The sequence below is a fragment of the Candidatus Solincola tengchongensis genome (assembly GCF_015711935.1).
Lineage (GTDB): Bacteria > Actinomycetota > Geothermincolia > Geothermincolales > RBG-13-55-18 > Solincola_A > Solincola_A tengchongensis.
This window is the reverse complement of record NZ_JACVJJ010000031.1, coordinates 37,252-51,578: the sequence shown is the minus strand read 5'-3', so window position 1 is coordinate 51,578 and position 14,327 is coordinate 37,252. Positions and strand designations below refer to the sequence as shown.

Genomic DNA, 14,327 nt, shown 5'->3' with positions numbered 1-14,327 from the left:
GTCAACCCTCTTCACTCAGCTTGACCAGTTTCTCGTATTCCTCCGTAGTGCGTCGCTGGATGGCCTCGATGTCCTCTGGCGTGAGGTGCCGGAAACGGCCCTGTCCCTCGATATATTCCCGCACGGGGAGTATGGGATCCGGCCTGTAGGTGAGGCGGTACTTCCCATACTCGCATTCGTAGAGCGGGAACACACAGGTGTTCACTGCCAGGCGCCCGTACCTGATGGCCTCCTCCGAGGGGATGCGCCATCCTGTGGGGCACACGGACAGGATGTGCAGGTATGCCGGACCCTCGATGTCCGCCGCCTTCTTCACCTTCTCCATGAGGTCGAAGGGGAAGCTGGGGCATGCCGTGGCCACGTAGGGGATGTTATGGGCGATGGCGATCTTGGGCAGGTCCTTCTTCTGGGTGCGCTGGCCCTTGGACAGCCTGCCGGCCGGGCTGGTGGTGGTGCTGGCGCCCCAGGGAGTGGCGCTGGAACGCTGGATACCGGTGTTCATGTAGGCCTCGTTGTCGTAACACACGTAGACGAAGTCGTGCCCTCTCTCCAGGGCACCGGACAGCTGGCCCATGCCGATATCCGCGGTTGCTCCGTCGCCTCCCATGGCCACGAAGTTAATCTTCTTCGGGGGCAGTTTCCCTTTGCGCATCATGGCCTTCATGCCCGACTCGCAGCCGGTGATCACGGCCGAGGCGTTCTCGAAGGCCACGTGGATCCAGGGCACCTCCCAAGCCGTGGTGGGCAGAGGAGAGGAGACAATCTCCATGCAACCCGTGGCCATGGCCACTATGGTGTCGCGCCCCAGAGCCTTCATGACCAGGCGGACGGCCAGCGCCTCGGCGCATCCCTGGCAGGCGCGGTGACCGGAGGCGAAATATTCGCCCTTTTCGACCAGCCTGGCCGAGTAAACCGAGAACTTGTCCATATCCAGCTCCTCACTCGCGGACGCCGTAGAGCGTGAACCCGGCCGTGTCGCCCGCGGCGGCCTTGGCCTTTCCTCCCAAGATGATGGCCTTGAAATCCTCCACCCTCACATCCCTGCTGGCTAGTCCCGCCACGTAGTTCACTACCGCGGGAGCGTGTGGCCTGCGGTACATGGCGCTCCTCACCTCCAGGGCCACCGGGCCGCCGGGGCCCCCGAAGCTTATGGCGCGGTCCAGCACGATCAGGGCTTCCTTTCCGTCCACCGCCCTGTAGAGGTCCGCGAAGGGAAAAGGGCGCCATAGCCGGATCTTGATCACCCCGACCTTCTCTCCCTGCTCCCTCAGCTCGTCAACGGCGGCCATGGCCGTCTCCCCGAGGGAGCCCATGGTCACGATGCAGTACTCGGCGTCGTCGGCGCGGTAGGTCTCTATGGGGTTGTAGCGCCTCCCGGTGAGGGCGGCCCACTCCTCCCAACCCTTTACGCAGGTGGCGTAGGAATCCACGAGCGCCTTTTCCCGAGCCATCTGCGTCTCCGTGTATATTTCCGGCATGCCGAAACACCCCATGGAGACCGGGTTGTCCGGGTGCAGGGCTTTTTCCATCCTGTACTCGGGAATATATCGCCTTATCAGTTCGTCATCCTCGAACTCGATGGGCTCGATCATGTGGGTCAGGATGAAGCCGTCGATGTTTATGGCCACCGGCAGGCGAACCTCGGGGTCCTCGGCCACGCGGAAGGCCCAGAACACGTGATCGTAGGCCTCCTGGCCGTTCTCCACGAACACGTGTATCCAGCCGCCGTCGCGCACCATCATGGTGTCGGTGTGGTCGTTCCAGATGGACAGCGGCGCGGAGAGGGAGCGATTGGCGAGAGCCATGACCACGGGCAGCCGCATGGCCGAGGCGATGAAGAATATCTCCGCCATCAGTGCCAGCCCCTGGGAACTGGTGGAGGTGAAGGTGCGGGCGCCCACGGCGGCCGCACCGCAGCACACGCTCATGGCGGAGTGCTCGCTCTCCACGGGGATGAACTCCGCGTCCAGATGACCTTCGGCCACCATCTCGGAGAGGTGCTCGACGATATGGGTCTGCGGGGTGATGGGGTAAGCCGCTATGACGTCGCAATCCGCTTGCCCCACTGCCTCGGCCACCGCCAGCGATACCTCTATTCCCCTGCGCTCCCTGGCCATGTCAGCCTTCCTCGATCTCCATGTGTATGCATCCTACCGGGCATTCCCTGGCGCAGATGCCGCATCCCTTGCAGTAATCCAGGTCGGCCTCGAAATGCCCGTCCTCGGACTTTCCGATGGCCGCGTCCGGGCAGTAAAGCCAGCAGACGCCGCAACGGATGCACTGATCCTTGTCCACCACCGGCCGGAGCGAACGCCAGCTCCCCGTCTTGTACTCCCTGGAGCTTCCGGGCTCGCTTACCGTCGCCCCTATTTCCAGGTCCTGCCATCGGATCTCTTCCATGGGCTTGGCCACGTTCGCTTACTCCTTTAACACCAGCTCGCCATAGGCCCTCTCCAGGGCCTTCATGTTCTTCTCCCCCAGCTTGGGTCCGAAGCGCTCCATAAGGGGACCGCGCAGGTCCTCGACCCCCAGCAGGCCGGTGGCCCTTACGACCGCCCCCAACATGGTGGTGTTCACTATCACCCGCCCCAGCTCCTCCCGCGCAATCTGATCGGCGTTGATGGTGCCCACCCGGCAGGAGAAACGGCATTCGTTCATTATCTCCTCGTAGGACTTCTTGGTGTTGATGATGAGTATGCCGTCCTTCTTCAAGCCTTCTACCGGATCGATGATGGTGAGGAGCCCCGAATCGAGTACGACCACCACGTCTGGCTCGTATACCTTGGCGCGGAGGAGAATCCTCTTATCGTCCACCCTGCAGAAGGCCACCACCGGTGCGCCCCTGCGCTCGGGCCCGAAACTCGGGAAGGCCTGGGCGTACATGCCCTTGTTTATCGCCGCCACGGCGAGCAGCTCGGCAGAGGTCACCGCACCCTGACCGCCTCTGCCGTGAAACCTTATCTCCAACATGCGGTAAGCTCCCGTCGAACTGGCGTCCTTATCCTTTTCGGGCTGTTTTTCCGAAAAAGTTTTTCAATATTATATCTGAATCCGCTACCGGTTCAACCGGCTATTTCCGTCCGGCAGGAAGCGAAGACGAAGGTGGAGCCTGTTTCCCATAACCGGCTACGTCCAGGGCCTACAACACCGGCTCCTCAAGTTCTCCGTACAAACATGATATAGGTAGGCTCATAGCCCTCGGGTTCCCCTTCGGTGTGGCCCGGTCAACCTGGATGTGAACGGGTTTTGCCGGCACCGGGCACTCCGCAATGGGCACCTTACCGCCCGTCTGAGTTCGGCTATCCGTCGCCGGAGGACGAGGAGAGCGGCCGCATCCCGGCAAGAGATAACCATAGGTCTTCCTGCTCGAGATTCGGAAACCGCGAGGCCCTGTTCGAAAGGCGCGCAAAGAGAAACATCTCGTTGCATGGACGGCGGAGTGCGCCATGAAGGCGGCAATCACTTATGGTTCGTTCGCACCCCCTTAAGAGCGTGACGGAGACCACCGCGTATGGGGTTTACCGACATCCGGACCGGGCGCTTCAGAAGGTTTTGCGGAAAGAACAGGTGGGTTTGAGGTAAACCCCCATAGAAGGAAGGGACCTCTCTGATATCCTGACAGAGGACCAGGCCAAAACAGGGAGGTTGCTTCTCCCGGTAAAGACAGTGGAAGAAACGGTGAGGAAAGTCCGTCAGGAAGGCGGGCTATAAAGAGATATTATTGTAGTATAATGTTGCGATTAGGATCGGAAACGCCGCCGGGACTCCTTTGTGCGGCCAAGGGGAAAGGAGAGGAAGTGACCGACAGGTATCTGTTCACCTCGGAGTCCGTTACCGAGGGACATCCGGATAAGATAGCCGACCAGATAAGTGATGCCATCCTGGACGAGGTGTACCGCGACGACCCCTTCGGAAGGGTGGCTGTGGAGACCCTGGTCACCACCGGCCTGGTTATAGTGGCGGGGGAGATGACCACCTCCACTTATGTGGACATCCCCGGCGTGGTGCGCAGGACCATTGAGGAAATCGGTTACACGAGAGCCAAGTACGGGTTCGACTATGAGACCTGCGGCGTGGTGGTCTCCATCGACCCCCAGTCACAGGACATCGCCCAGGGCGTGGATCAGGCCTACGAGGCCAGGATGGGGATGACGGAGGACGAGATGCTCGATTCCCTCGGGGCCGGGGACCAGGGGATGATGTTCGGCTTCGCCTGCAACGAGACGCCGGAACTCATGCCCATGCCCATCATCCTGGCGCACAAGCTGGCGCATCGGCTGGCGGAGGTGCGCAAGGCGGGAATACTTCCCTACCTGCGCCCGGACGGAAAGTCTCAGGTCACCGTGGAATACGAGAACGGCAGGCCGGTCAGGGTCAACACCGTGCTCATCTCCGCACAACACCGCCCCAACGTGGACATCGAGGAACTCATGAAGCCGGACCTCATAGAACACGTGATCCATCCAGTCCTCCCCCCGGAGATGGTGGACAAGGACCTGCGGGTGCTGGTTAACCCCACGGGGAAGTTCGTTACCGGCGGGCCCATGGGCGACACCGGCCTGACCGGGAGGAAGATAATCGTGGACACCTACGGGGGCATGGCCAGGCACGGCGGAGGGTGCTTCTCGGGGAAGGACCCCACCAAGGTGGACCGCAGCGCGGCCTATGCGGCCCGCTACGTGGCCAAGAACGTGGTGGCCGCAGGTCTTGCGGACCGCTTCGAGATACAGCTGGCCTACGCCATAGGTGTGGCCAGGCCGGTATCCATCATGATCGACGCCTTCGGCACGGAGAAGGTGGAGCTGGACACCATCCTGGAGCTCATCCGGGCCCATTTCGATCTCCGACCGGCGGCCATCATCCGGGACCTCAACCTCAGAAGGCCCATCTACAAGAAGACGGCGGCCTATGGCCATTTCGGACGCATGGATAAGGACTTCACCTGGGAGAAGACGGACAAAGCGGAGATACTGCGGCGGGAAGCCGGACTGGACTGAGACCGCTCAGTGTGGGTTGCGTCCAGGGATGTTAACCTGGAATAGTCGGAGGAAAACCTATTGTCGCCATTGGAGGCATGAGGATGGCCGTTCTGCCCATAAGGGTCTTCGGGGACCCGGTTTTACGTGAGGTCTGTCCCGAGGTGAAGGAGATCGACGAGAGCGTGGAGGCGCTGGTCCGGGACTTGACGGACTCGCTCCCGCGTCCCGGCGGCGCGGGTCTTTCCGCGAACCAGGTTGGGGTGTTGAAGCGCGTCTTCGTCTTCGAGGACCAGGGGGAGGTAAGGGCCTGCATCAACCCCAGACTCTTGTCCGTTTCCGAGGAGACGGAGGAGGAATTGGAGGGCTGCTTGAGCCTTCCGGGAGTGACCGTTCCCGTGCCCAGACACCTTGCCGTGGTCGTGGAATATATGGAACTGGACGGAAGCACCAGACGGCTGGAGGTCGAGGGATGGCTTGCCAGAGTTTTCCAGCATGAGCTGGACCACCTGGAAGGCAGGCTGATCCTGGACAGGACGGACCGCGAGAGCAGGGTACAGGCCATCCAGTACCTGCAGGGGGAGGCGGCCATCGAAGGCCATTGACGGCGTCGGGGACAAGGGGAGGGACCTTCGATTTCTTGAACTACCTGTACATGGGAAGCGGCGAATACGCGCGCGATGTTCTGGGATACATTACCAACGAGGAATGGGTGCCCCTTGCGGTGATTACACGACCGGACAGACCATCGGGCAGGGGGCTGCGAGTGCGGCCCACGCCGGTGGCGGAGTTGGCGGAAAGGATACGGCTGAAGCTTTACAAACCTGAAGCCCTGGACGCCAGCGAGTTCGAGGGATTGCTGCGGAGTCACCGGCCGGACTTCGTCCTGGTATGCGACTACGGAAACCTGATACCCGAAGGAGTGCTTTCCCTCATGCCACAACGTTTCCTTAACCTGCACCCATCTCTTCTGCCCCGTTACCGGGGAGCGGCGCCCATAAGACGCGCGTTGATGGATGGTGCGTCGAGGACCGGGGTCTCCCTGATGGTGATGGACGAGGGTCTGGACACCGGACCGGTGGTCCGGGCCCTGGAGGTGGAGGTCCTTCCCGCCGATGACGCGGAGACCCTGCGACGCCGGCTTGCCGAGCGGGGTGCGGAATTGATCCGGGCCACCGTCCCCGCCTATTTAGAGGGAAGGCTTCGGCCCCGTGAGCAGGACTCCGGCAAGGCCACCTACGCCCCTCCCCTCCGGAAAGAGGAGCTTTATATAGACTGGAACGAGCCGGCCGCCGAGATCCACAACCGCATACGGGCCCTTGCCCCCTCACCGGGGGCACGGGGGAGGCTTGGCGGGAGATGGATAAAGATACTCCGTTCCCGGCCCAGGGAGGAGGTCCTGACACTCAGGCCCGGGGAGATTGTCGCCGAACGCGGTGGGGAGATGCTCGTGGGAACGGGGAGAGGGGCTCTGCAGGTCCTTCTTCTGCAGCCGGAAGGCCGCAGGCGCATGGAGGCATCCGAGTTCCTGAGGGGTTACCGCGGCGGGAAGGGAGAGTCCTTCGAGACGGTGAGCGAAAATGTCTGACGCAGGAAGAAAAAAGAAAAAGAAGGGTCCCGTGGCCAGGGAGAGGAAGTCGGTGCTCACCGCCGTGGATGCACGGGATATGGCCTACCAGCTCACCCGGCGGGTGCATGCCGGAGGAGGATACCTGGGGCTTTTGATCAGATACAGCCTGGACAACGGTAAGCTGGACGCCCGCGACCGGGCCCTGGTGGCCGAGCTGGCTTACGGCGTGCAGAGGCATAGGAACAAGGTCGACCACGTCATCGCCGCCTTTTCCAACCGGCCGCTGAAGGAGCTCAATCCCGAGGTCCTGGACATCCTGAGACTGGGAATCTTCCAGCTTTTGGAAATGCACGTCCCCCCGCACGCTGCCGTGAACGAGAGCGTGGAGCTGGCTAAGCGGCACCTCGGGAAGGGTGCCGGATACGTCAACGCGGTTATGCGGTGCGCGGCCGAGGGTCTGGAACAGGTCTGCTGGCCCGGGCCGGACGACCTCCCCGCCCATCTGGAGGTGGTCCATTCCCATCCCCGCTGGCTGGCCGAATACCTGATAAAGCGCTTCGGTGCGGAGGAGGCCCTGCAGCTCTGCCAGGCCAACAACCTGGTTCCCACCCTCACCCTGCGGGTAAACCCCCTGCGCGCCTCAAGAGAGCAGCTTCTCGCGGAGATAGCCTCCCGTGGCTGGCGGGGAAAGCCCTCCGGCCTGCTGCCCGAATCCCTGGTGGAGGTGGCCATCCCCTATCCCACCCTCATGGAGTGGCTGGAAAAGGGTTTCTGCGTGGTCCAGGACGAGAGCTCGATGGTGGTAAGCCGCGTTGTGGACCCCCGAGAAGGGGAGGTGGTGGTGGACGCCTGCGCCGCACCGGGCGGGAAGGCCACTCATCTGGCCCTGCTGGGTGGGGAGAGGTGCCGGGTGATAGCCGTGGACCGCAACCCCAAGCGCCTTAAGGCCATGCGCAACGTCGTCGACCGGCTGGGCCTGAAGAACGTCGAGATCCTCGCCGGGGACTCCGCCCACCTGAGCGAGGTGGTGAAGTCCCCGGCCGATGCCGTACTCCTGGATGCCCCGTGCAGCGGGCTGGGGACCCTGCGCCGGAATCCGGATCTGAAATGGAAACGCTTCCCGGGCGACATCGCCAACCTGGCCGCCGTGCAGTCCAGACTCATCAGGGGCTGTGCGGATGCGGTGCGCCCCGGCGGCGTCCTGGTCTATTCCGTGTGCACCTTCACCCTTGAGGAGACGGTGGGGGTGGTGGAGGGCTTCCTTCGGGAGAGGAAGGACTTCGCGCCCGAGAGCCCGGAATCACTCCTGCCCGAGAGGCTGGCCGCGGACCTGTCACCGCGTGGGTACCTCCAGATTCTGCCCCACCGCCATGACATGGAGGGGATGTTCATCGCCCGCCTGCGGAGGAAGGGTTGAGAAGGGCAGCCTGACGCCACCTGTTTTGTCCATCTTCGCCACCCTGTGCAACTTCTTCGAAAGCGGCACGGCCACTCAGCGGAACGGGGTTCCTTCCATGATGGGGGATGCAAAAGCTCGATACCCGTGCCCGAAGGGGAAGGGGCAGCTCGCTATCGCCGCCTGAGGGGGAGCACTCAAGGCATGTCGTGAGGGCCGATTCTGTTCCCGCCGCCGGCGTCACGCTGCACGGCGGGCGGAGAAGCCGTCATCCCCCTTCCGGGAAACTCCGTGAGGCGGACCCTTAAGGGAGGGCCGGCAGTAAGAGAGGTTATTTTGTCACCCCGCGGAAATATAATCAGTGAAGACTTGATGGGATGACTTCGCGCGCGGGCGGTTGACGGTGTAGCCGGGTCTTTCGGAGAGCGGGAGGATGAAAGTGGAGAAGGAAAAGGCGTTGGAGATGGCCCTCATGCAGATCGAGAGGCAGTTCGGAAAGGGCTCCATCATGAAGCTGGGCCAGGACAATCACCGATTCCAGGTAGAGGTCATCCCCACGGGGGCTCTTTCCCTGGACATCGCCTTGGGGATCGGAGGAGTGCCGCGGGGGCGTATAGTGGAGATATTCGGCCCCGAATCCTCGGGAAAGACCACCGTAGCCCTGCACATCATCGCCGAGGCGCAGAAGCGTGGAGGTATCGCCGCCTTCATCGATGCCGAGCACGCCCTGGACCCCAGCTACGCCAAGGCCCTAGGGGTGGACGTGGACGAGCTACTCATCTCCCAGCCGGACACCGGCGAACAGGCCCTGGAGATAGCGGACATGCTGGTGCGCAGCGGGGCCCTGGACGTGGTGGTCATCGACTCCGTGGCCGCCCTGGTACCCCGCATGGAGATCGAGGGGGAGATGGGTGATTCCCATGTGGGTCTCCAGGCTCGCCTGATGTCCCAGGCCCTGCGCAAGCTCGCCGGGACCATAAACAAGTCCAACACCACGGCCATCTTCATAAACCAGCTCCGGGAGAAGATAGGCGTGATGTTCGGGAGCCCGGAGACCACGCCCGGTGGGAAGGCCCTGAAGTTCTACGCCTCGGTAAGGTTGGACATCCGTAAACTGGACAGCATCAAGCAGGGGGCGGAGATCATCGGCAACCAGGTGAGGGTGAAGGTGGTCAAGAACAAGATGGCCCCGCCCTTCCGGAAGGCGGAGTTCGACATCATGTACGGGAAGGGGATTTCCTCTGAGGGTAACGTCCTGGACCTGGCGGTGGAGCATGGCCTGGTGAAGAAGAGTGGTTCCTGGTATACCTACGGCGAGGAGCAGTTGGGGCAGGGGAGGGAAAACGCCAAGCAGTACCTTTCGGACAACCCTGACCTCATGCGCAAGCTGGAGAACCAATTGAGGGCCATGCTCAATCTCCCTCCCGTCCCGGAAGTAGCGCCTCGCGTTCCGCAAGAGGGAAAGATCAACGGTTCCAACGGCCCTAAGGCCAAATCGGAGAGCGCTCCAACGATTCCGGGCAAGGCTGCGGGTAAGGGCGGCGAGTAGAGCATCGAGCTCTTCTTGGCGAAGGAAACCCCGTTCCCCTGGGCTACGGGGTTTCCTTGACACTTTATCAGCGCTTTTCTTAGAATTGAAATCGGCTAAGGTTATTGGCAGCTGGTCGATATCCGAGCGGCGAGGCCGCTTCTTGGATAGCCGTAAGAGAGCGAGGGGTTGGTACCTGGACCTTACGGTAAATCTTAACCGTAGATTTAACCTTATGCCGAGAATCAAACTCGGCATTTTTGCGTTATTAATCCGGGTATAGCCCGGTTTGACATACAAGAAGGGAGGAAATGACCATGATCCTGGCAATCATTTGCGGAGCCGCGGCCCTTCTGGTTGGGGTTATTTCCGGTTACCTGGGGCGAAAGATCGTCGCCGAGTCCAAAATATCCTCAGCCGAGGACGCAGCAAGGAAGATCATCGAGGAAGCGGAAAGGGCCTCGGAGAACAAAAAGCGCGAAGCTCTACTTGAGGCTAAGGATGAGATCTTCGCCATGCGCAGTGAGGCTGAGCGCGAGATTAAGAATCGCCGCAGTGAGCTCCAGAGGTTGGAGAGGAGGCTGCTCCAGAGAGAGGAGCAGATGGACAGCCGGGCGGAGAACCTGGAGAAAAGAGAGAAGGCCCTAGCGGAGAAGGAGTCCCGGCTTGAGAGCATGCAGAAAGAAGTAGAGAGGACTCTCCGCGAACAGCAGGAGAAACTGGAGAAGATCGCGGGTCTCTCCAGGGAGGATGCCAAGCAGATCATACTGGCGCAGGTGGAGGAGGAGAGCAAACGAGAAGCGGCCCAGATATTGAAACGCATGGAGCAGAAGGTCAGGGAGGAAGCTGACAAGAGGGCCAAGAACATCATCGCCAACGCCATACAGAGATGCGCCTCCGATCACGTGGCGGAGACCACGGTGTCCGTGGTGCCCCTGCCCAATGACGAGATGAAGGGGAGGATCATCGGGCGGGAAGGCAGGAACATCCGCACCTTCGAGACCCTCACGGGAATCAACCTGATCATCGACGACACGCCGGAGGCGGTAATCCTCTCCAGCTTCGACCCGGTGAGGCGAGAGGTGGCGCGCCTCACCCTGGAGAGGCTCATCGCCGACGGGAGGATTCAGCCGGCGCGCATCGAGGAGATGTACGAGAAGGCCAAGGCCGAGGTGGAGGCGGAGATAAAGGAGGTCGGAGAGCAGGCCGTCTTCGAGGTGGGCCTACACGGGGTGAACCCGGAACTCATGCGGGTGCTGGGAAGGTTGAAATACCGTACCAGTTACGGGCAGAACGTGCTCAAACATTCCCTGGAGGTTGCCCACCTCGCCGGGCTCATGGCCGCCGAGCTGGGCACGGACATAAAACTGGCCAAGAGGGCGGGGCTCCTGCACGACATCGGCAAGGCCATCGACCACGAGGTGGAGGGATCCCACGCCATCATCGGTGCCGAGCTGGCCAAACGCCTCAAGGAGAGCCCGGCGGTCATCCATGCCATTGAGGCCCATCACGGCGAGGTGGAACCCCAGACCATCGAGGCCGTGCTGGTACAGGCCGCGGACGCCATAAGTGCGGCACGTCCGGGAGCGCGGAGAGAGACGCTCGAGAGCTACATAAAGCGGCTGGAAAAGCTGGAGACCATCGCCGATTCCTTCGAAGGCGTGGAGAGCTCTTACGCCCTCCAGGCGGGTAGGGAGATAAGGGTGATGGTGAAGTCCGACGTCATAGACGACCTGGGTTGTGTGACCCTCTCCCGGGAGATAGCCCGCCAGATAGAGGAGGAGCTGGAGTATCCCGGTCAGATAAAGATAACCGTGGTCCGGGAAAAGCGGGTCGTGGACTACGCCAAGTGAATTCTGAGCCGCGGGTTCGTAAAGGCACGGGAGACCGGATTCGCGGCCTTTTCCGGAGTGATTCCTGCGCTGGCCCGGGGACGGTATAATGCCCCCACTCATACGGCCCACGACATGGAAGGGAACAGGTCAATTTAGCGAGATCGGCTTGGCCGCTTGACCGGCGGATGAGACTTTCCTATCTTATTCTGGGTTTCTGTCGTGAAGGGGCAGAGCCCTTTTTTTCGGTGCAGGGGTTCAGGTACCTGCACAGGTTGCCGAGATGAAGGAATGGGGCAAGCTGTGTGACATAAAATCGGTCACCTTTACAACGGCGGGCCCCATAAGTAACCGCGTGATAAAAGCCATTCCGGCCGCGCGGATACCGAAGGGCGAGGTGTGAGGAGATGCGCGAGGCGGATAAGGGGGATGACCTGCTCGATTTCGTAAAGGACCTCACAGATCCCTCCACCTTAGCCGTTGAGGAGGACCTGGGTCATGGTTACGTGCGCCTCCGGGTGACGGAGGCAGAGAGGAGGCAGGCCCTCCAGGACATACGCAGCGTTGAGGACGTGGTCAAAGAGCTGGTGCGCAACGCCCGCGACGCAGGTGCCAGGCACATCCTCGTCTCCTTTCAGAAGGAGAGGGGGCGCTGGAGGAACATCTGCGTCTTGGACGACGGCGGCGGGATACCACCCGAGCTGCACAGCAAGATCTTCGAGGCCCGCGTGACATCCAAAGTGAAGGACGTGGTATCCGATCATCTGGGCATCCACGGCAGGGGGATGGCCCTGTACTCCATAAAACAGGTGGTGGGGGAGGTGGACCTGGTCGGCTCCGAATTGGGGAGGGGAACCGTGATCAGGGCTCGAATAGACACACGGAGCGTGCCCGAGAAGAAGGACCAGTCCACGTTTCCGAAGCTGGAGGTCAACGAGGATGGCATCCTCCAGGTTGCCGGCGGCCCGAACAACGTGCCCCGTGTGCTCACCGAGTTCGTCATACAGGACGGAAACGTGGAGATATACCTGGGATCCAATGCGGAGATCCTCTCCACCCTGTATCACCTCTCCTCGGAGCTTCGAAAATCCTGGGCCGGCGGGAGGGAGATAAAGGGGCGTCCTCTGTGGTTCGAACTGGGAGGCATAAGAGAGGGAAAAGCCCTCAAGGCCTTCGCCTGGGAGCGTCTGGGGCTGGCGGTCTCCGAGCGCAATGCCTTCCGGGTACTCGAATACGAGATACCGCCTCTGATGAGCATCAACGAGCTCCTGCGCAGTGGAGCCGACGACCCGTGCATCCGCCGTTCTGACCTGCATCGCCCTACCCGCGCGGACTGGGGCGAACAACTGGCGCGCCGCCTTACCCCGCAGGATTTAAAGGTGCTGGCCGCACGCATCGCCGAGGCCTTCGAGACCATAGGGGATAAGTGCTGGTTGAGCACCGAACAGCCAGTAATCAAGAGACGAAAGGACCGGCTGATAATCTCCCTTCGACTGCACGAGAAGGAGGATTGAGGGCTACGGGGCTCAAGGACGACCGAGACCTTTTGGGCGACGTTTCCCAGCCAGAGCAGCTTGTCCTCCCTTTCCACCATCCAGGCCTGGAGCTCAGGCCGGTTGCGCTAAAGTGGCCATACGTGACCCCGCCGCATCGCTCCACCGGGTAAAGGAGGGAGGGCCTCCATGGCGCTTTAAAGGCGACGTGGCCGCAGTGTATCGGATTGGTAAACCCCGATCCCCCTCTTCTGAGAGGATGGAACGGTACCGCGGGAGGGGGAGGTCGCATTACGCGTTCGGCTTTAAGGATCTGGAGCAGGCGGGAGCTTCAAAGAGAAGGCCATGCATCGCTCTTTAAAGGCGCATCTGACCACATTATAATAATGTCGATACCTGGGATGTCGGCTTCGCCGCACGCAAGGAGCAATGGGAGGAGTAAGAAGATGGAAGTGCTCAAGGTTTCCTCGAAATCGAACCCCAATTCGGTGGCCGGTGCTCTGGCTGGAGTTCTCCGTGAATCGGGAAGTGCCGAGATCCAGGTGATCGGTGCCGGTGCCCTGAACCAGGCTATCAAGGCCATAGCCATCGCCAGGGGATTCGTGGCTCCCAGCGGAATAGACCTGGTATGCATTCCTGCCTTCACCGACATCATCATCGATGGCGAGGAGAGGACGGCCATCAGGCTATCCGTAGAATCACGCTGACCTCGAGAGCGCTCTTGGCCTCGAGATGGCCATGAAGAATCTCTCCTTCCTTGCCGGCTCCCTCACGCAAGCGGTCTCTCAGGGTGCCGGCGCGCCAGAGGACCCTTTTATGGCGAGGAGAGGACGGCCATCAGGCTATCCGTAGAATCACGCTGACCTCGAGAGCGCTCTTGGCCTCGAGATGGCCATGAAGAATCTCTCCTTCCTTGCCGGCTCCCTCACGGAAGCGGTCGTAAAGGTTCGCAGCGCCAACGGTCTCTTTCCGCGGAAGGGTCGGCGTGCTGCCCGGCATCCGACTGGAACTACGTTCATCTCTTTCCCCGGGGGTTGTGGTTATAATATGTTAACCGGCGCAATGCTCCGTTACGGCCGTGCAGAACGTAAGCCGCCGCGGAGGCGGGACGCCGCCCGATGGACGACCTGGAGGATGAGGGAGGATGACCGCGCTCAAAGCGATATTTCTGCTGGTGGCCATCGTCTCCGTGCCCACAGTCTGTGTCTTCCTAATCCGCCTCAGCCTGAAGCTGTCCAGGAGCGTGGACGAGGTGAACCGCACCCTGAGGGATGCCCGTCCTCAATTGAACGTCTTTCTGGTCAATCTGAATAAGGCCGCCGAGGAGATAAACCTGGAACTGGAGAACCTCACCGTGGCCACCGGCGAGATACGCGACTTGCTCACAGGACTGGAGTCCGGCCTCGAGGCTGTGGAGAAAGCCCTCCGTTCTCCGCTGGCCAGATGGGGAAGTGCACTCGCCGCCACGGCTGCCGGCAAGAGTATCCTGCGCCGCGTCCTTCATCCGCGGGGATGACATAAGACGCCGAGAA

General features: G+C 61.5%; 13 protein-coding genes. 9 read left to right on the top strand and 4 right to left on the bottom strand.

Features of this window, described 5'->3' with window-relative positions:
• Position 1: 1 nt before the first annotated feature.
• Genes porB through H7007_RS02010 form a run of 4 tightly spaced genes read right to left on the bottom strand, consistent with a single transcriptional unit; the run spans position 2 to position 2,970 of the window.
• Positions 2 to 928, bottom strand: a complete 927-nt coding sequence (porB, locus tag H7007_RS02025; RefSeq protein ID WP_287152822.1) for a pyruvate synthase subunit PorB — start codon at positions 926 to 928, stop codon at positions 2 to 4.
• A gap of 10 nt (positions 929 to 938) precedes the next feature.
• On the bottom strand, positions 939 to 2,117 hold the full coding sequence (locus H7007_RS02020; RefSeq protein ID WP_287152821.1) for a transketolase C-terminal domain-containing protein: 1,179 nt from the start codon (positions 2,115 to 2,117) through the stop codon (positions 939 to 941).
• 1 nt (position 2,118) lies between these two features.
• A complete protein-coding gene (gene porD, locus H7007_RS02015; protein ID WP_287152820.1) occupies positions 2,119 to 2,412 on the bottom strand; it encodes a pyruvate synthase subunit PorD in 294 nt (97 codons plus the stop codon).
• Between the two features lie 6 nt (positions 2,413 to 2,418).
• The gene (locus tag H7007_RS02010; protein ID WP_287152819.1) at positions 2,419 to 2,970 is read right to left on the bottom strand and encodes a pyruvate ferredoxin oxidoreductase subunit gamma; all 552 of its coding nucleotides are present in this window, start codon (positions 2,968 to 2,970) and stop codon (positions 2,419 to 2,421) included.
• 827 nt (positions 2,971 to 3,797) lie between these two features.
• Here H7007_RS02010 and metK point away from each other — a divergent pair.
• From metK to H7007_RS01965, 9 genes are all read left to right on the top strand, one after another.
• Positions 3,798 to 4,997: a methionine adenosyltransferase gene (gene metK, locus H7007_RS02005; protein ID WP_287152818.1), complete on the top strand. Its 1,200-nt coding sequence runs from the start codon at positions 3,798 to 3,800 to the stop codon at positions 4,995 to 4,997.
• Between the two features lie 83 nt (positions 4,998 to 5,080).
• Positions 5,081 to 5,581: a peptide deformylase gene (gene def / locus H7007_RS02000; protein WP_287152817.1), complete on the top strand. Its 501-nt coding sequence runs from the start codon at positions 5,081 to 5,083 to the stop codon at positions 5,579 to 5,581.
• Positions 5,582 to 5,616: 35 nt separating this feature from the next.
• Positions 5,617 to 6,564, top strand: a complete 948-nt coding sequence (gene fmt / locus H7007_RS01995; RefSeq protein WP_287152816.1) for a methionyl-tRNA formyltransferase — start codon at positions 5,617 to 5,619, stop codon at positions 6,562 to 6,564.
• A 31-nt stretch (positions 6,565 to 6,595) separates the two neighbouring features.
• Positions 6,596 to 7,963: a 16S rRNA (cytosine(967)-C(5))-methyltransferase RsmB gene (gene rsmB, locus H7007_RS01990; protein ID WP_287152815.1), complete on the top strand. Its 1,368-nt coding sequence runs from the start codon at positions 6,596 to 6,598 to the stop codon at positions 7,961 to 7,963.
• Positions 7,964 to 8,375: 412 nt separating this feature from the next.
• Positions 8,376 to 9,491 carry a recombinase RecA gene (gene recA / locus H7007_RS01985; protein ID WP_287152814.1) on the top strand — a complete coding sequence of 372 codons (1,116 nt, stop codon included), beginning with the start codon at positions 8,376 to 8,378 and terminating at the stop codon, positions 9,489 to 9,491.
• 290 nt (positions 9,492 to 9,781) lie between these two features.
• Complete coding sequence (rny, locus tag H7007_RS01980; protein ID WP_350340601.1) at positions 9,782 to 11,323, top strand: ribonuclease Y; 1,542 nt, start codon at positions 9,782 to 9,784, stop codon at positions 11,321 to 11,323.
• Positions 11,324 to 11,709: 386 nt separating this feature from the next.
• Positions 11,710 to 12,816, top strand: coding sequence for an ATP-binding protein (locus tag H7007_RS01975; protein WP_287152812.1), 1,107 nt, complete (start codon positions 11,710 to 11,712; stop codon positions 12,814 to 12,816).
• A gap of 425 nt (positions 12,817 to 13,241) precedes the next feature.
• The gene (locus H7007_RS01970) at positions 13,242 to 13,502 is read left to right on the top strand and encodes a stage V sporulation protein S (RefSeq protein ID WP_287152811.1); all 261 of its coding nucleotides are present in this window, start codon (positions 13,242 to 13,244) and stop codon (positions 13,500 to 13,502) included.
• Positions 13,503 to 13,939: 437 nt separating this feature from the next.
• Positions 13,940 to 14,311: a DUF948 domain-containing protein gene (locus H7007_RS01965; protein WP_287152810.1), complete on the top strand. Its 372-nt coding sequence runs from the start codon at positions 13,940 to 13,942 to the stop codon at positions 14,309 to 14,311.
• Positions 14,312 to 14,327: the final 16 nt, after the last annotated feature.

What these genes read in the sequence shown, in the direction of transcription:
- H7007_RS01965 (WP_287152810.1), top strand. Translation starts at nt 13,940, where the DNA reads ATGACCGCGCTCAAAGCGATATTTCTGCTGGTGGCCATCGTCTCCGTG.
- porB (WP_287152822.1), bottom strand. Translation starts at nt 928, where the DNA reads ATGGACAAGTTCTCGGTTTACTCGGCCAGGCTGGTCGAAAAGGGCGAA.
- H7007_RS01970 (WP_287152811.1), top strand. Translation starts at nt 13,242, where the DNA reads ATGGAAGTGCTCAAGGTTTCCTCGAAATCGAACCCCAATTCGGTGGCC.
- H7007_RS02020 (WP_287152821.1), bottom strand. Translation starts at nt 2,117, where the DNA reads ATGGCCAGGGAGCGCAGGGGAATAGAGGTATCGCTGGCGGTGGCCGAG.
- recA (WP_287152814.1), top strand. Translation starts at nt 8,376, where the DNA reads ATGAAAGTGGAGAAGGAAAAGGCGTTGGAGATGGCCCTCATGCAGATC.
- def (WP_287152817.1), top strand. Translation starts at nt 5,081, where the DNA reads ATGGCCGTTCTGCCCATAAGGGTCTTCGGGGACCCGGTTTTACGTGAG.
- H7007_RS02010 (WP_287152819.1), bottom strand. Translation starts at nt 2,970, where the DNA reads ATGTTGGAGATAAGGTTTCACGGCAGAGGCGGTCAGGGTGCGGTGACC.
- rny (WP_350340601.1), top strand. Translation starts at nt 9,782, where the DNA reads ATGACCATGATCCTGGCAATCATTTGCGGAGCCGCGGCCCTTCTGGTT.
- H7007_RS01975 (WP_287152812.1), top strand. Translation starts at nt 11,710, where the DNA reads ATGCGCGAGGCGGATAAGGGGGATGACCTGCTCGATTTCGTAAAGGAC.